General features: G+C 68.8%; 14 protein-coding genes and 1 pseudogene. 8 read left to right on the top strand and 7 right to left on the bottom strand.

Annotated features, from left to right (window positions below; genetic code table 11):
- Positions 1–7 precede the first annotated feature (7 nt).
- Positions 8–1201 carry an acyl-CoA dehydrogenase family protein gene (locus ACWGIC_RS28290; RefSeq protein WP_452078957.1) on the bottom strand — a complete coding sequence of 398 codons (1194 nt, stop codon included), beginning with the start codon at positions 1199–1201 and terminating at the stop codon, positions 8–10.
- A gap of 2 nt (positions 1202–1203) precedes the next feature.
- Positions 1204–2274 carry an acyl-CoA dehydrogenase family protein gene (locus ACWGIC_RS28295; RefSeq protein ID WP_452078958.1) on the bottom strand — a complete coding sequence of 357 codons (1071 nt, stop codon included), beginning with the start codon at positions 2272–2274 and terminating at the stop codon, positions 1204–1206.
- Between the two features lie 217 nt (positions 2275–2491).
- On the opposite strand from ACWGIC_RS28295, the gene ACWGIC_RS28300 reads away from it, so the two are divergent.
- Genes ACWGIC_RS28300 through ACWGIC_RS28310 form a run of 3 tightly spaced genes read left to right on the top strand, consistent with a single transcriptional unit; the run spans position 2492 to position 4885 of the window.
- Positions 2492–3673 (top strand): thiolase family protein, encoded by a 1182-nt coding sequence (locus tag ACWGIC_RS28300; protein ID WP_452078959.1) that lies wholly within the window; start codon positions 2492–2494, stop codon positions 3671–3673.
- Between the two features lie 14 nt (positions 3674–3687).
- Positions 3688–4098, top strand: coding sequence for a Zn-ribbon domain-containing OB-fold protein (locus ACWGIC_RS28305; protein ID WP_452078960.1), 411 nt, complete (start codon positions 3688–3690; stop codon positions 4096–4098).
- Entirely contained in the window at positions 4091–4885 is a 795-nt protein-coding gene (locus tag ACWGIC_RS28310; RefSeq protein ID WP_452078961.1) for a crotonase/enoyl-CoA hydratase family protein, read from the top strand. The genes ACWGIC_RS28305 and ACWGIC_RS28310 overlap by 8 nt, the downstream gene beginning before the upstream one ends.
- 229 nt (positions 4886–5114) lie before the next feature.
- Here ACWGIC_RS28310 and ACWGIC_RS28315 read toward each other — a convergent pair whose 3' ends face one another.
- Positions 5115–5471 carry a hypothetical protein gene (locus tag ACWGIC_RS28315; protein WP_452078962.1) on the bottom strand — a complete coding sequence of 119 codons (357 nt, stop codon included), beginning with the start codon at positions 5469–5471 and terminating at the stop codon, positions 5115–5117.
- A gap of 498 nt (positions 5472–5969) precedes the next feature.
- On the opposite strand from ACWGIC_RS28315, the pseudogene ACWGIC_RS28320 reads away from it, so the two are divergent.
- A pseudogene (locus ACWGIC_RS28320) lies at positions 5970–6089 on the top strand (ABC transporter ATP-binding protein); the annotation flags it as partial.
- A 242-nt stretch (positions 6090–6331) separates the two neighbouring features.
- Here ACWGIC_RS28320 and catC read toward each other — a convergent pair.
- The 4 genes from catC to ACWGIC_RS28340 are packed head-to-tail and all read right to left on the bottom strand — an operon-like array spanning position 6332 to position 9509.
- Positions 6332–6610 (bottom strand): muconolactone Delta-isomerase, encoded by a 279-nt coding sequence (catC, locus tag ACWGIC_RS28325; protein ID WP_452078963.1) that lies wholly within the window; start codon positions 6608–6610, stop codon positions 6332–6334.
- A 15-nt stretch (positions 6611–6625) separates the two neighbouring features.
- Positions 6626–7468, bottom strand: coding sequence for a catechol 1,2-dioxygenase (gene catA / locus ACWGIC_RS28330; RefSeq protein WP_452078964.1), 843 nt, complete (start codon positions 7466–7468; stop codon positions 6626–6628).
- Between the two features lie 32 nt (positions 7469–7500).
- Positions 7501–8604, bottom strand: coding sequence for a mandelate racemase/muconate lactonizing enzyme family protein (locus tag ACWGIC_RS28335; RefSeq protein ID WP_452078965.1), 1104 nt, complete (start codon positions 8602–8604; stop codon positions 7501–7503).
- The gene (locus ACWGIC_RS28340; RefSeq protein WP_452078966.1) at positions 8601–9509 is read right to left on the bottom strand and encodes a LysR substrate-binding domain-containing protein; all 909 of its coding nucleotides are present in this window, start codon (positions 9507–9509) and stop codon (positions 8601–8603) included. Before ACWGIC_RS28340 ends, ACWGIC_RS28335 begins: the two co-directional genes overlap by 4 nt.
- A 230-nt stretch (positions 9510–9739) precedes the next feature.
- Here ACWGIC_RS28340 and benA point away from each other — a divergent pair, with 230 nt between their 5' ends.
- The 4 genes from benA to ACWGIC_RS28360 are packed head-to-tail and all read left to right on the top strand — an operon-like array spanning position 9740 to position 16775.
- Positions 9740–11110 carry a benzoate 1,2-dioxygenase large subunit gene (benA, locus tag ACWGIC_RS28345; protein ID WP_452078967.1) on the top strand — a complete coding sequence of 457 codons (1371 nt, stop codon included), beginning with the start codon at positions 9740–9742 and terminating at the stop codon, positions 11108–11110.
- Entirely contained in the window at positions 11107–11616 is a 510-nt protein-coding gene (benB, locus tag ACWGIC_RS28350) for a benzoate 1,2-dioxygenase small subunit (RefSeq protein WP_452078968.1), read from the top strand. Before benA ends, benB begins: the two co-directional genes overlap by 4 nt.
- Before the next feature lie 12 nt (positions 11617–11628).
- A complete protein-coding gene (gene benC / locus ACWGIC_RS28355; protein ID WP_452078969.1) occupies positions 11629–14115 on the top strand; it encodes a benzoate 1,2-dioxygenase electron transfer component BenC in 2487 nt (828 codons plus the stop codon).
- Between the two features lie 29 nt (positions 14116–14144).
- A complete protein-coding gene (locus ACWGIC_RS28360) occupies positions 14145–16775 on the top strand; it encodes a LuxR C-terminal-related transcriptional regulator (protein ID WP_452078970.1) in 2631 nt (876 codons plus the stop codon).
- Positions 16776–16894: the final 119 nt, after the last annotated feature.

A 16894-nucleotide genomic window follows, 5' to 3' on the forward strand; every position in this document is an offset into this window, starting at 1 on the left:
TCGATGCTCAGCTGCGGCGGACAGCGCGGAAGGGAAGGTCGCGGTCGATCTCGGGTTCTTTGGGAAGGCCGAGGACGCGTTCGGCGACGATCGTGCGCTGGATCTGGTCGGTGCCGCCGCCGATGGAGGTGAAGAAAGCGTTGAGTGCCAGGAAGTTCACGTCGTCGGCGACCGGGTTCTCGTTCCCGGCGAGCAATGTTTCCGGGCCGGCGATGTCAGTGCGCAGGCGGCCTTCGGCGTGCAGGATCCCGGACATCGCGAGCTTTCCGAGCGACATCACCGAACTGGACGTGCCCTGTTCGGCAGCGGCCTTCGCCCGGGCGTTGTTCAACGCGTTCAGCTCGCGCAACGCGAGCACGGTGGCCAGGTTGTCGCGGACGACCGGGTCGGCGAGGCGGCCGCGTTCCCGGGCGAGCCCGACCAGGTCGTCGGCGATCGACCCGTGCCGCGACGCTCGCGCGCCGTCGCCCATGATCGAGCGCTCGTACGCCAGCGCGGTCTGGAGCACGCGCCAGCCCTTGCCCTCGTCGCCGACCAGGTAGTCCGCCGGGATTTCGACGTCGGTCAGGAAGACCTCGTTGAAGTGCGCTTCGCCGGTGATCTGCACCAGCGGCCGGATGTCGACGCCGGACTGGTGCATCGGCACGACGAAGTAGCTGAGGCCCTTGTGCTTCGGGACGTCCCAGTCGGTGCGCGCGATCAGCAGGGCGTAGTCCGCGGTTTTCGCGCCGGACGTCCAGACTTTCTGGCCGTTGACGATCCAGCGGCCGCCGTCGCGGACCGCGGTGGTGCGGACGGCGGCGAGGTCTGAGCCCGCGCCGGGTTCGCTGTAGAACAGGCAGGTCCGGGAGCGTTCGGTGAGGACGTCGTGCAGCAGGTCGTTCTTGAGCTTTTCGCTGCCGAACGCGAGGACGGTGTTGGCCGGGATGCTGTATTTGTCCTGACGAGCGCCGGGCGCGTCGGCCGCCTCGAACTCCGCGGCGATCACGTCGGCCAGCTCGGCCGGGTAAGCGCGGCCGGACCGTTCGACCGGCCAGGTCGGCACGGCGTATCCGGCGGCGACGACTTTTTCCAGCCAGGCCACGCGTTCCGGGGTGGTGCTCCAGCGGTCTGCGGCCGGGGGAAGCCCGGGCCATTCCGCGGCGAGCCAGGCTCGGACTTCTTCGCGGAGCTGGTCCGCGCTGGGCAGGGCGGTGGTCATGATCAGGCCCCCTTCGAGACGAGGTAGCGCTCCCGGTGCAGCCGCGAGCCGCCGAACAGCTGTGCGCCGGAGCGGGCGCGGCGCAGGTACAGATGCGCCGGGTGCTCCCAGGTGAATCCGATCCCGCCGTGCATCTGGATCGCGGACAGGGCAACGGTTTCGTACGCTTCCGCACAGGCGAACCCGGCGAGCGCGATCGCTCCGGGGCTGCCGTCCGCGGCGGCGTGCCGGGCGGCCGAGGCGGCGGATTCGACGTCCAGCAGCCGGTCGGCGGCGAGGTGCTTCATCGCCTGGAAACTGCCGATCGCGCGGCCGAACTGGACGCGGGTCTTGAGATATTCGACGGTCGTCTCGAAGATCTTGCGTGCGCCGCCTGCCTGCTCACCGGCCAGCGCGACGATGCTGAGGTCCAAGGCCTTCTGCACAGCCTCCCAACCTGCCGTGCCAATCCGCCGCGCTGGTGTGTCAGCGAAGGTGAATTGGGATAGGCGCACTGTCGGGTCGAATACCTCCGCCGCAGTACGGAGGAACCCGGCCGCGTCAGGTGCGACCTCGAAGACGCCAAGGTCGTCGCCGGTGCGAGCCACCACGAGAATGATGTCGGCGAGCTGGCCGAAGGTTACGTAAGAAGCGGTGCCGGTGAGAGTTCCGTTTGCTTGTACCGCAACGCCTTCGGGAGTCCAGCTGCCGGAAGGGCCAGTAATGGCGACGGTTCCGATGGAAGACCCGTCGGCGAGTGCGGGCAGCAGACGGCGTTTGTCCTCTTTGGACCCGGCCGCGTCGATGAGCGTCGAAGTAAGCACCGCGCTGGACAGGAACGGCGACGGCAGCAACACCGCCCCAATTTCCTCCGAAACCGCTTCGAGTTCTTCCGCGCCCAAGCCGACTCCGCCGTACTCGGTCGCGACCACCAGGCCGGGCAAGCCCAGTTCAGCGAGTTGTTTCCACAGCTCGGGGTCGTAGCCGGATTCGGTCGCCAGCACGCGGCGCACATCCGCTTCCGCGCAGCGGTCCGCGAGCAGGTCGCGCACCGCCTCCCTCAGCTGTTCGGTTTCCGCGGCGCTGATCGCCATCGCCGGACCGCCTTCCCGTCGCTGTGTCCCGAATCCCATGCTGGGCGCGGAAAACCGCGATGTACATCACGGATTCCGACACCCGCAGGTTTCCGGGAGCGACATCGGCGCACGTGTCGCGGGCGCTCATCTGCCGGTGTCCCGACCGGTCGTTTACGCGGCGTCAGCGGGATGCGAACGTGGAGGTGCGACCACCGGTCGGGAACGGAGTGCGAAGATGACGAGCAGGCGGGAGACACCGGCGCGCCGGAGGGCGGCCATTGCCGGTCTCGGGCTCACTGAGCTGGGCAAAGTCTACGGTCCGAGCGCACGGCAGTTCGCCGCGCAGGCGGTGCGGCGGGCAGCCGCGGACGCCGGGATCGGGCTGTCGGACATCGACGGGCTGCTGGTGTCCGCCGGAACGACGCCCGGAGTGGACCTGAGCCTGCAAGTCGACTTAGGACTGCGGGACCTGCGCCTTTTCACCCAGATGCAGGCTTTCGGCTCGACTGCGGGTGCGATGGTGCAGTACGCGGCGATGGCCGTCGAAGCGGGCATGGCCGACACCGTGGCCTGCGTGTTCGCGGACGCGCCGCTGCAGCGGGGCAAAGCGACCGGCGCGGCTTACGGCGGCCGGCGCGTGACCCCGGCCGGGTGGGGGAGTCTGCTGGGTTCCAGCGGTTTCGCGGGGCCGAACTCGTTTTACGCGCTCGCCGCGCGACGGCACATGAAGACCTACGGCACCACGAGCGAACAACTCGGCGCGATCGCGGTCGCGCAACGCGCGTGGGCGGCGAAGAATCCGCTGGCGCAGCTGCGTGATCCGATCACGCTGGCCGATCACCAAGCGTCGCGGTTCATCGCGGAGCCGTTCCACCTGCTGGACTGCTGCCTGGTGTCGAACGGCGGCGCGGCGGTGATCGTGACCTCCGCGGAACGGGCGGCCTCGCTGGCCCAGCCCGCCGTTCGGGTGCTCGGCTGGGGGCAGGCGCACCCCGGGAACTCCTTCCGCCGCAACGACAATCTCGGCCTCGTGAGCGGTGCGGCGCAGTCCGGCCCGGCGGCGATGGACATGGCCGGAGTGACCGTCGAGGACATCGACATCGCCGAGATCTACGACTGCTACACCTTCACCGCGCTGCTCACCCTGGAGGACTACGGGTTCTGCGGCAAGGGCGAAGGCGGCGAGTTCGTCGCGACGCCGGGCATGCTCGGCCCGGACGGCAAGCTCGCGATGAACACCGGCGGCGGCCAGCTGTCGTCCTACTACCTGTGGGGGATGACTCCGCTGTCCGAGGCCGTCATCCAGGCCCGCGGCCAGGGCGGGGAACGCCAGGTGCCGAAGCACGACACCGTGCTGGTTTCCGGCAACGGGGGCATTCTGGACCACCACAGCACGCTCGTGCTCGGCGCGGCGTGAGCGGAGGGAGGACAATGCGGATCAACCCAGTCGCCCGCGACGAAGAGTCGGCGGCGTTCTTCGACGGCGCCGCCATCGGCGAGTTCCGGCTGTTGCGACGGCGCGGCACCGGCGAATACCTGGACCCGCGCACAGTTCCGGACCCCGGCGACGATCTGGAGTGGACGGCCGCGGCGGGAACCGGCACGGTGGTGTCGTGGTCGGTGGTGCACAAGCGGGCGCGCGACGGCGGAGAGCCGGAACGCGTCGTGGTCGGCATCGTGGAGCTGGCCGAGGGACCGTGGTGGTGGTGCCGGCTCGACGCCGACCCGGACGCGGACCTCTGGCAGCTGCCGGTGCGGGCAGTCTTCGTGCCTTCCGGCCCTGGTCCTGACCACGAGAAGGTGCCGGTCTTCGCGCCGGCGGAGGAGGACGGCCATGCCTGAGGACACCCCGGCCGCGCTCGTCGAACAGCGCGGACACGTCCTGCTGATCACGCTCAACCGGCCGCACGCGATGAACGCCGTCAACGCGGAGCTGAGCGAACTCGTCGGCACCGCGCTCGAACGCGCCGAACAGGACCCGGAAACGCGCGCCGTCGTGCTGACCGGGGCGGGGGAACGGGCGTTCTGCGCCGGAGCCGACCTGAAAGCCGTGTCGCGCGGCGAATCGCTCGCCGCTCCGGGCCACGAGGAATGGGGATTCGCCGGGTACGTGCGGCATCCGGTCTCGAAACCGACCATCGCCGCGGTGAACGGCTTCGCCCTCGGCGGCGGCACCGAACTCGCCCTGGCCAGCGACCTGGTGGTGGCGGCCGAATCAGCAAAATTCGGGCTGCCCGAGGTGAAACGCGGCCTGTTCGCCGCGGCCGGCGGGGTGTTCCGGCTGCCGCGGCAGATCCCGCAGAAAATCGCGATGGAGATGATGTTCACCGGCGAACCCCTGACCGCCGCCCGCGCGGCGACGCTGGGACTGGTGAACCACGTGGTCCCGGACGCCGACGTGCTGGCCGAGGCGATGGCGCTGGCGGAGAAGATCGCGGCGAACGCGCCATTGGCGGTGCAGGCCAGCAAACGCGTCGCACTGGGCATTGTGGACGGTTCGATCCCGGCCGAGGACGGCGCGTGGGACAGCACCCGGGAGAACGCTGCCGGGGTGATGACGAGCGAGGACGTGCGCGAGGGGACGATGGCGTTCGTCGAGAAGCGTGCGCCGGTTTGGCGGGCTGAGTAAGCGTTCTGTGCTCGGGAAAACGCGTTCCGTTCGGTTGGGCGGTGAGGGAACCTCGGGCGCGCACTGGCCGGGCGGCTCGCGGCGAGTCGCGTGCCTGAGCATTTGCTGGGTCAGTCCGTCGTCTCTGGTCGCAGGGAGGCTTCGTTTCCGGCTTCTGCGGCAAGGGGGCAGTGGCATTCTGGAATGGTCAAAGACCGGCAGTTCTGCATCTGTAAGCCCATCCCTGGTATCAGCTGGCAACCTCGAAGAACGAGTCCGATTCGGGCAGCCACGAGGGTGACCAATCGACTACCTCAATGGTCCTCCATCCCAGGTTCATCTCTCGGATTATCTTGTCCGAAAGGTCGACGGTCAGGGTTCCCGTATTTTCGGGCTGTTTCATGTTCTCGACCGTGACCACGACGATGTGATCACTGATCTTGCGAGCGTCAACGGGCCGCCAGTCGTCGGTGGACCTGCCGAGAATGGGGGCTTGCTCCGGCAGGATGGGGTGGAGCGGAGAAGGGACGAGAAGGCTGGTACCAGCGGGGCGCGAACTCGGTGCCCCGTGCGCGGGCACCACCCACTCGGTGATTCCGTCATTCACGCGTAATTCCTGACAGCCTTCTATCCTCCACCGCAGTCGTGCCGACATTGGCCGACGCGTGATGGCTACCGAACTGAGGGACTCGGTGCCGGTCCGGTCGCGCTGAATCACAGTGCCGGCACCGGAGGTCGGCTGGTAGTCAAGCAAGGCTCCAAATGCTTCACCCAACGCGCGCACTTTGCCCCCTCGGCTCATTCGCGGTCGCAGGGCGAGGATACCCGGAGTTGGGTTGTCCGTGGCAGACTCGCCAAATGCGAGGGTGGGGGCGACGCCGTGGACGCGGGTGCCGAAAACGGGGTGACGGCAACCAGTGGTCATAGTGGCCGCCGCGGCAGTGGCGTTGTTCCTTTCGCCGGCCGGGAACGCGACGCTGCACGATCAGATGAGCCGGACGTGCCAGTGAGCAGTCGGAGGGTGCTGCGGCAGACGAGCCTCGACCTGATGGGCGATCTGGTCGCGCTGACCGGCCCGTCCGGTTCGGGCAAGAGCACCCTGCTGATGATCGCGGACGGTTGGGACGCGCCGGACAGCGGGACGGTCGCCGCGCACCCGCCGATGCCGGACGTGCCGGTTTCCGAGCAGTCGTGGCACGTGCTGGCTTTCTTGCCGCAGTCGATCGCGCTGTTCGAGGAGTCGACGTTGGCGGACAATCTCGCTTTCGCCGCGCGGACTGCGGTGGCTCGGGCATTGGCGGCGGGTCCGCTGGTGCTGGCGGACGAGCCGACGTCGCATCAGGACCGTGCGCGCGGAGACGGCACTGCGGCAGGCAGCGGATCGCGGGACGGCGGCGCTGGTGGCGTCCCACGACCCGCTGCTTGCCGAGCACGCGGACCGCGTAGTGGCGATCGGCGGGAAGCAGCTCAGTTCACTTTGGACGGATGCCGCGCCAGTGCGGTCACCTGGATGTCCATGTACGGGAACAGCGGCAGGTTCGACAGGATCTGGTGCAGTTCGTCGTGGTCGGCGACGTCCAGCACCGAGTAGTTCGCGTACTCCCCGGCGATTCGCCAGATGTGCGGCCATTTCCTGCTGCGCTGAAGCTGCTGGCTGTACTCCTTCTCGCGCGCGATGAGGGCGTCGCGGACCGCTGGGTCCAGGTCCGCGGGGAGGCGGACGTCCATCCGCACGTGGTAAAGCATGGTTCTCCTACCAGATCAGGCCGGGTCGAGGACGAAGCTGTACTCGATGGCCTCGCCGTTGTCAGCCGGACGAGGGTCGAGCAGCAGTTCCGGCTTCACCGCGGACGCGATGTCGTCGTCGTTGTGTTCGTCGCCCGGGAAATACAGCTGCGCGGTGAGCAGTTCGTGGCCCGGCGCGGAAACCTTGACGTGCAGGTGCGCCGGACGCCAGGCGTGCCAGCCCGCCGCCGCGATCAGTTTGCCGCACGCGCCGTCGGTGGGGATCTGGTACGGCGCGGGGCGCACGGTGTGGATCTCGAAACGGCCCTCGTCGTCGGTGGTGAAGGTGCCGCGCAGGTTCCACTCCGGGATGCCCGGCGCGAACTGCGAGTACAGCCCGTCCGCGTCCGCGTGCCACAGTTCGACCTTCGCGCCGCCCAGTGCCGCACCAGTGGTCGAGGTGACCTGGCCGGTCCAGGTGAGCGGGGTGCCCGGCTCGTTCTCTCGCGTCGGGATCGAACCGCGCGCGCCCTGTTCGGGGGCGTCGGGCACGTAGTACGGGCCTTCGATGGTGCCCTTGTTGCCCTTGCGGTGCTCGGTGGCGACCTCCTCGACGACGTGCTCGACCCAGACGTCCAGGAACAGCGGCCATTCGCCGTCCTCGCCGACGCTGATCAGCCACGATTTGAGGGCGTTGTACTCGTCGTAGGTCACCTTGTGCTTGCGGATCGTCGCGTGCACGGCCTCCAGCACCTCGCGGGCGAGCAGGCTGACCCGTTCCTTCGGGGTGTCCGCGACGCCGGCGAACTTGTCGCTCTTGAACCGTTCGGTGGCGTTGGCTCCGGACGCGGCGGCGGTGGGGGAATGCGTGGCAGTCATGAATCCTCCTTGATCCATCGGGGGTTTCCGGCTCAGCGGTCCTGCCGGTAGTGCCGGAGCTTGCCGGGGTCGAGTTCGGCGCCGAGGCCGGCGCCGGGGCGGATGACCAGTTCGCCGTCCGCGATGCGCAGCGGTTCGGCGAGCAGGTCGTCGGTCATGTCGAGGAAATTGGACAGTTCGCCGGGGCGGCGCGAGGTCAGTTCGTACGACGCTCCGAACGCGACAGTGCACAGTGAACCGAGCTGGCCGTCGATCTGGTTGCCCATCACCACTTCCAGCCCGAGCCCGTCCGCGAGATGGTGCGTGCGCTGCGAACGCGTGAACCCGGTGCGGGCGGTTTTGATGCTGATCGCGGTGGCCGATCCGGCGAGGATCTCGCGGGTCACGTCGGCCGGGGTCACCGCGGATTCGTCGGCGATGAACGGAATGTCCAGCCGGGACACCAGCCAGCGGCGGCCGAGCACGTCGTCGGCGGGGCACAGCTCCTCGGCGAACAGCAGGCCGAGGTCGGCCATTTCCTGCATGGCGCGGGCGGATTCCGCGGCCGTCCAGCCGCGGTTGCCGTCCACGTACAGGTCGACCTCCGCGCCGAACCGTTCGCGCAGCGCCCGGACCACCGCGGTGTCGAGCGAAACCGGACGGCGGCCGACCTTCACCTTGAACGTGGTGATGCCGTAGCTGTCGCGAATCCGCTCCGCCTCGGCGACCATCGCGGCCGGCTCGTCGAAGCCGAGCATGTGCGACACCTTCATGCGGTCGGTGTAGCCGCCGAGCAGTTCGGTGACCGAGACGTCGAGGCTCTGCCCGAGCGCGTCCCAGATCGCCATGTCCAAAGCGGACTTCGCGGCCGGATTCCCGACCGTGCGGCCGAGCCGGGCGTGCACCGTCTCGCGTTCGAGCAGGCTCAGGCCGACCACCTGCGGCGCGAACACAGTCTCGATGACGGCCACGATCCCGGCTTGCGTCTCGCCGTAGGTGAACGGCCGCGGCGGCGCTTCGGCGACGCCGACAACGCCGTCGTCGGTGTGCACGCGGACGAGCACATGCTCGGCCGTGTGCACCTCGCCGGACGCGAAACGCAGCGGTTTGCGATAGGGGATGGCGAACGGGATCGCCTCCACCCGGGTGATCTTCATCGTGTCCTCCCTGACACGGGCACTTCGACGGGGAACAGCTCGCCGAGCGCGTCGAGCACGGCCGGGACCAGTGCCGAGGCCCGGTCGCGGTGCCAGGCGAGCGCGAGCTGGACGGTGGCGGCCCCGGCAAGGTCGCGGAACACGACCCCGGCCAGCGGCAGCGCCCGCGCGGACGCGGGGACGACGCCGACGCCGAGACCGCCGGCGACGAGCGCGAGCAGCACCGCGGTGCCGGCCGCCTCGTGCTCGCGTTGCGGGGTGAACCCGGCGTCGCGGCAGCTGCGCAGCACCGCTTCGTTGACGACGGAATAGCTGGCCGGATAGGTGACGAAAGCTTCGGCGCGCAGATCGGTCATCGACACCACTGGTTCCACCGCGAGCCGGTGGTCGGCCGGGACGGCGAGCACGAGCGGCTCGGTCTCGATGATGTGCAGGTCGAGGTCGGTGCCGGTGACCGGCGGACGCAGCACGCCGATGTCGAGCGTGCCGTCGCGCAGCTGTTCGCACTGCTCGCCGGTGAGCAGATCGGCGTGCACTTCGAGTTCGACCTCGGGCAGCCGGTGCTGCAGCGCGCGGGCGACCTGCGGCAGATGCGAAAGCGCGGCGGTGCCGGTGAAACCGATCCGCGCGAGCCCTCGGCGGCCGTCGGCGATGCGCCGGGCTCCGCGCGCGCCCGCCTCGACGGCGTCGAGGATCCGCTGCGCTTCGGCGAGGAAGAACCGTCCGGCCGGGGTGACCTGTACCTGCCGGGTCGTGCGGCTGAGCAGGGCGACGCCCAGCTCGTCCTCCAGCTGCCGGATCGCGTGCGAGAGCGCGGGCTGGGCGAGGTGGAGGCGTTCGGCGGCGCGGCCGAAGTGGCAGGTCTCGGCGACGGCGGCGAAGTACCGCAGGTGGCGCAGTTCCATCGGGCTGCCTCCTCACCGGCTCCTCGCGTGGTCTCGCTCACCGTAAGTGGCGGTATTGAGTGAAGACAAGGAGCGGTTTGCGTTGGATTGATAAACAGAATCGAATAATCCCACCCTAGGTCAGGACTGGGTCTTGCCCTGGTGTGGCCGGGGCCGCCGGCTGGCACAGTGCGGGAAATGCCCTGCTGGGGAGCCGATCAGTGCAGATCGCGAAGCCCGTTGGAGGAGTCATGACCGAGACGCATGCCCACGCCGCCGCCGTAGTCGCGGACGCGGTGGTGGAGGACCCGGAGGCGGGCGTCTACCGCGCGAACCGCCGGATCTTCACCGACGAGGAGATCTTCGAACTCGAGATGAAGCACATTTTCGAGGGCAACTGGATCTACCTCGCGCACGAAAGCCAGCTGCCGGACCCCGGCGACTACTTCACCACCACGATCGGCCGCCAGCCTGTCGTCATCACCCGCGACAAGGGCGGCGAGCTGCACTGCCTGATCAACGCCTGCGCGCACCGCGGCGCGATGATCTGCCGCCGCAAACGCGACAACCGGCCCACGCTCACCTGCCCGTTCCACGGCTGGACCTTCCGCAACGACGGCAAACTGCTGAAGGTCAAGGACCCGGACGGCGCGGGCTACCCGGAGTCGTTCGACACCGACGGCTCGCACGACCTGACGAAGGTCGCGCGCTTCGAGTCGTACCGCGGGTTCCTGTTCGGCAGCCTCAACCCGGACGTCCTGCCCCTGTCCGAACACCTCGGCGACGCCACGAAGGTGATCGACATGCTCGTGGACCAGTCACCGGACGGACTTGAAGTACTGCGCGGGGCGTCCACGTATACCTACGACGGCAACTGGAAGGTCCAGGCGGAGAACGGCGCGGACGGCTACCACGTCACCGCGACGCACTGGAATTACGCGGCCACCACCGCCCGGCGCAACACCGGCGAATCGGCGAACGACACCAAGACCCTCGACGCCGGTTCCTGGGGCAAATCCGGCGGCGGCTACTGGTCGTTCCCGCACGGGCACCTGTGCCTGTGGACGTGGGCGGGCAATCCGCAGGACCGGCCGCTGTGGCCGCGGATGGCGGAGCTGAAGGAGAAATACGGCGACGCCAAGGGCGAGTTCATGGTGCGCGGATCGCGGAACCTGTGCGTGTATCCCAACGTCTACCTGATGGACCAGTTCTCGACGCAGATCCGGCATTTCCGGCCCATCGCGCCGGACAAGACCGAGGTCACCATCTACTGCATCGCGCCGAAGGGCGAAAGCGCACAGGCGCGGGCGTGGCGGATCCGGCAATACGAGGACTTCTTCAACGCCTCGGGCATGGCGACGCCGGACGACTTGGAGGAATTCCGGTCCTGTCAGCTCACTTTCCGTGCGACGGCCGCGCCGTGGAACGACATGAGCCGCGGTGCGCGGCATTGGCTCACCGGCCCGGACGAGGTCGCTTCGTCGCTCGGGCTCGACGGTGTCGTATCGGCTGGGCAGAAGAACGAGGACGAGGGCCTTTATCCGGTGCAGCACGGATATTGGCAGGAAACCCTGCGCGCGGCGATCGCCCGCGAGCAGGCCGTTCGAGGAGAATCCCGATGACCGCCGCCGCCGAGAAGACCATTACCCAGCACGACGTCGAGCAGTTCCTCTATCGCGAGGCGCGGTATCTGGACGACCGCGAGTTCGAGAAGTGGCTGGAATGCTATGCCGAGGATGTCGTGTACTGGATGCCTTCCTGGGGCGACGACGACCTGCTCACCGAGGATCCGCAGCGCGACATTTCGCTGATCTACTATCCGAACAAGGGCGGGCTCGAGGACCGGGTGTTCCGGATCCGCACCGAACGGTCGAGCGCGACGTCCATCCCGGAACCGCGAACCAGTCACAACATCGCGAATGTCGAGCTGATCGAGCGGCACGGCGATCTGGTGGACGTGCGGTTCAACTGGCACACGATGTACTTCCGGTACCACACCGTCGACCCGTATTACGGGACTTCGTTCTACACCATCGATTTCTCCGGGCCTTCGCCGCTGATCCGGCGGAAGACGGTGGTGCTCAAGAACGATTACATCCACCACGTCGTCGACGTGTACCACTTCTGAGCGGAGGCGGTCATGAACCACCGGATCGCTCTGTCCTTTGAGGACGGTGTCACCCGCTTCGTCACCTGTGCGCCGGACCAGACCGTCGCGGACGCCTCGTACCGGCAACGCATCAACATTCCGCTCGACTGCCGCGACGGGGCGTGCGGAACCTGCAAGGCGTTCTGCGAATCGGGGGAGTACGAGGGCGGTTCTTATCTCGAAGACGCGCTGAGCGCGGACGAGGCCGCTCGCGGTTATGTGCTGCCGTGCAGCATGAAGCCGAAGTCCGATCTGGTGCTGCAGATCGCGAGCACGTCCGCGGTCGCGAAGACGCAGGCCGCCGAGCATCACGGGACTCTCGTTGCACTGGAACGGCTTTCGCCCACCACGATGTCGCTGACCGTGGAGATCCGCGACCGGGACCGGCTCGCGTTCCTGCCCGGGCAGTACGTGAACATCACCGTGCCCGGCACTGAGGTGACGCGGTCGTATTCCTTCAGCAACGCGCCCGACGACGAGCGGTTGACTTTCCTGGTGAAACTCTCGCCGGGCGGGGTCATGTCGGATTACCTGACCGGACGGGCGAAACCCGGCGACGAGCTGACGTTCACCGGTCCACACGGGAGTTTCTTCCTGCGCGAGACTGATCGGCCGGTGTTGTTGCTGGCCGGTGGTACCGGGCTCGCGCCGATTCTGTCCATTGTGCGCACTATGCGCGATTCTGGTGCAGCTCGACCGGCGCATCTGGTGTACGGCGTGAGCACCGACGACGATCTGGTGGAGACGGCGACACTGGAGAAGCTCGCGGGCGAGGTTCCCGGGCTGACGTGGGATTACTGCGTTTCGGACCCGGGGAGTGCCGCGCCCAACAAGGGGTACGTGACCACGCTGATCCGGGACGAGCATCTGCACGGCGGGGACGTCGCGGTGTATTTGTGCGGTCCGCCGCCGATGGTGGAGGCGGTGCGGGAACATTTCGCGTCGGCCGGATTCGAGCCAACCGGGTTCTATTACGAGAAGTTCGCGCTCGCCGCGCCGGTTCGCGTGCCGGAAATCCCGGTGCAGCCGGTCGCGGCCGATCCGGAACCCGAGCCGGAGCTGGAGTTCGTCGCCGGTCGTGCGTTGGCCGGGCAGGAGTTGTTCCCGGAGGTCGAACTGGCCCCGCTGCGGGCCGGAGCGCCGCTGTCCGCCGAGGAAGAGGCGCGGGTCGCGCGCACGATCGCGGGCCAGGAAATGCTGCCCGCGGCCGACGAAACGCCAGGCGAGTACGAAATCGGCGAGGAACACCCGTCGGTGCACGAATCGGATGCGGTTTTCGAGGCTCGGCAAGCGCTCGAACTGGGCGCGCTCGAATTGACCATCGGACGGCTGACGTCAGGCCAGCTCGCGGGGTACCGGCTGCTGGCCGAGTCGACGGTGCCCTATGTGGACGGTGACCGGTTCCTGGACGCCGCTGCCTACACCGAAACCAACGCGGCGTTCCACGACTACCTGTTCACGCTCACCGGCAACGAGCATCTCCTGCAGGCATATCAGGCGCTCGGCGTGAAAGGTCACATGGCCGAGACGCTGCGCAACGCGTCCTGGTGCCATCCGCGCTGCACGCAAGACCACCTGGACTTGGTCGCCGCGTTCGAGTCCGGAGACCGGGCGACCGCGCGGCGGCTGATCGCTGAGCACGCGGAACGGTCGAAAGTCACCACCCGGCGGGCGATGGGCAGCACCGCGGAAGGACCGAAATCCCTGTCGCCGGGGAGGTTCGCGGGCAAGGTCGTCGTGGTCACCGGCGCCGCACAGGGGATCGGCGAGGCGACGGCCCGGCGGATCGCCGCGGAGGGCGGCGCGCTGGTGCTCGCCGACCGGTCCGGCCTGGTCAGCGGGTTGGCCGCTGAACTGCCCGAGGCTGCGGCGGTGGTCGCCGACCTGGAGACCTGGGCGGGGGCGCAGGCGGTCGCGGAAACCGCGCTGGCCCGGTTCGGCCGGATCGACGTGCTGGTCAACAACGTCGGCGGCGCTTTGCGGTTCAAGCCGTTCACCGAGTTCGGCCCGGACGAGATCGAGGCCGAGATCCGCCGGTCCCTGCTGACCACGCTGTTCTCCTGCCGGGCGGCGCTGCCGTCCATGGCGCAGCGGGGCGGCGGGGTGATCGTGAACGTCTCCTCGGCGGCCACCCGCGGCATCCACCGGATCCCGTACTCGGCGGCGAAAGGCGGGGTCAACGCGCTTACCGCGTCACTGGCCTTCGAGTACGCCGACGCCGGGATCCGCGTGGTCGCGACCGCACCGGGCGGGACCGAAGCCCCGCCCCGGCGGATCCCGCGCGGCGTCCCCGATCCGGCCACTGACCAGGAACGGGAGTGGTTCCAGGCGCACATCGACCAGACTGTCGGGTCGTCATTGCTGAAGCGGTACGGCACCCTGGACGAGCAGGCCGCGGCGATCGCGTTCCTGGCCTCGGACGAGGCCTCGTATGTCACCGGCACCGTCCTGCCCGTCGCCGGGGGCGATCTCGGCTGACGGAGGCATTCGGCGAAGCGGAGAGGACCGTGACGACAGCGGCGGAGGAGCTGGCGGGTCTGCTGTCGCGGGCGGGACGTGCGGTACTGCTGTGCGGACCGGCTGGCTGCGGGCGCACCACGCTGGCGTGGCGGGCCGCCGACGCGTTCCCCGGACCGGTGCTCCGGGCGACCGCGGCCGAATGGGAGAGCGGCAGCGCGTTCGCCGTGCTGCGGCAGCTGTTTCCGGACCTACCGACCGAAGGCGGTCCGTTGTCGGTCGCGGGGCGGATCGCGGCGGAGCTGGTGCCGGGGACGTTGCTAGTGGTCGACGACGCGCACCTGGCCGATGTGGATTCCGTGCGGACGTTGTCGTCGCTGCTGCGGCACCATCCGGCGGTGCGGGCCACCGTGCTGCTCACCGCCGCGACCGGGGACGGCCGCGCCCGCGCGGACGTTCTGGAGCTGCTCGGCCGGATGCCCGGCGACGAGGTGCGCGTGCCGCCGCTCGACGCCGCGGAAGTGTCCGAACTGGCCTTGGCGCAGGGAATCGCTCTGCATCCGACGATGGCCGAACGGTTGTGCCGGCACACTCTTGGCCGGCCGCGTGCTGTCGTGCAGCTGTTGACCGAAGTTCCCCGGGCCATCTGGGGCGGGTTCGACCCGAACCTGCCCGCACCGGCTGCGGTCGCGGCTTCGGTCCGAGAGCGGATCTCGCAGCTTTCGCCTGCGGCAGAACGGTTTGTCGCCGCTGTTGCGGTGCTCGGCGCTGGCGCGGCGGTGCAATCGGTGGCGTCGCTGGCTGATCTCGACGGCGATCCGTTGCCGGTGCTGGACGAGGCGTGCGCGACAGGGCTGGTCGAACTCGCGCCGCGAGGGCTGGCCGAAGTGGGGCCGCCCGATCCGATGGTTCGCGCGGCCGTGCTCGCCGGGTTGGGGCCGGAACGGCGGTCGAAGCTGCAGCGCCGGGCGGCGGAGCTGGTCGAGGATCCGGCGCGGAGTTTGCGGTTGCTGGTAGCGGCCAGTCCGGTGCCGGACGCGAGCGTCGCGGATCGGCTTGACGCGCTGGCGGTCGAGCGGGCCGCGGCGGGGGCGTGGGGGACGGCTGCGGTACTGCTCAACGATGCCGGGCGGCTTACCGAGGACGCTGAGCTGCGCCAGGCCCGGATCACCCGGGCGGTGGACGCGTTGATCGGTGCTGGTGATGTGTTTCGTGCCGCTGCGCTTGCTCCGGAAGTCGAGAGCATGCGCGAGACGCCGTTGCGGGACGCGGTGCTCGGTTACCTCGCGGTGGTGCGCGGCCGGGCGGCCGAAGCTGGCGGACGGCTCAGCCGGGCTTGGGATATCGTCAACGCTTCAAGAGATCCGGAGACCGCCGCGTTGATATGCCAGCGGTATGTGCTCGACGCGCTGTGCCGGTATTCCGCCGAGGATCTCGTGCGGTGGGCGGATCGGGCGATCGAGCTGGCGGTGCCGGAGACCCCGGCCGCGGTCGAGGCGGCGGCGATCCGGGGGCTGGGGCTCGCCGCTTCGGGGCGGGCCAAGCAGGCTCGGCGGGATTACGGGCAGCTGGCGGAGCGGATCCGGCACGGTGCGCAGGCGCAGCGGGTGGTGATGGCACGCGGGTGGCTGAATCTGCTCACGGATCGAATCGACGACGCGCGGGTGGATCTGGAAAGCGCGGTGCCGACGAGTTATTTGGGCGGGTCGGCGCGGATTTCCTTGTGGGCACAGGCTTGGCTGGCGCGGACGTTGTTCCTGAGCGGCGAGTGGGACGACGCGTTGCGGGTGGTCCGGGAAGCGCTGGTGCTGGTGGACCGGACCGGGATTGTCCTTACCGCGCCGTTGCTGCATTGGACTTCGGCCGCGGTGCACGCGTTGCGCGGGGACCAGGGACGGGCGGAGGAGGCGTTGCTGGCTTGTGCGTCAGGGCCGCAGGATTACGAGATCATGCGGGTTCCGGCGTTGCTGGCCCGGGCGCAAGTCGCGGAGGCTGCGGCCGATTCCGCGGGGGTGTTGCGGGCGTTGCATCCGTTGACGCGGGTTTCGTTGCCGTGTTCGGTGGATGAGCCTGGACATTGGCCTTGGCAGGATTTGTACGCGCATGCGTTGGTCCTCAGTGGACGGTCGGAGGAGGCGGACGCGTTTTTGGCTCCGCATGAGCGGGCTGCTGGTAAACGGGAGCATGTTTCTGCTCGGGCTCGGCTGGCGGCGGCTCGGGGGCGGTTGCTGGGGGCTCGGAATGATCATGTGGGGGCGGTGGCGGCGTTTGACGCTGCGGTGGAGATGATCTCGGGGTTGCCGTTGCGGTACGACCAGGCTCGGATCGCGTTCGCGTATGGGCAGACGTTGCGGAGGTTGGGGAGGCGGGCTCGGGCGGATACGCAGTTGGTGGCTGCGCGGGACGGGTTCGCGGCTATGGGGGCGGTGAGTTGTGTGGCGCGATGTGAGCGGGAGTTGCGGGCTGGGGGCGTGCATGTGCCGCGGGCAGGGGCGGGGCGGTTGACGCCGCAGGAGGAGGCGGTGGCGCGGATGGTGGCTCGGGGGCAGTCGAATCGGGAGGTGGCTGCGGAGTTGTTTCTTTCGGTGAAGACTGTGCAGTATCACTTGACCCGGATTTATGCGAAGTTGGGGATTCGGTCTCGGACGGAGTTGGCTGTGTTGCGGTCTGGGGAGGAGTGAGTCCGGGGGCGGCTCGTCGCCTGGCGGCGACATTGCGCCTGGGCGTGGTTGGGGCACCCCGAAGCTGATTGTGACGACGGACGGCGGGTGCTTGTCAAGGCGGGAAAGATGCCTTGACA

Source organism: Amycolatopsis sp. NPDC054798 (assembly GCF_053611505.1).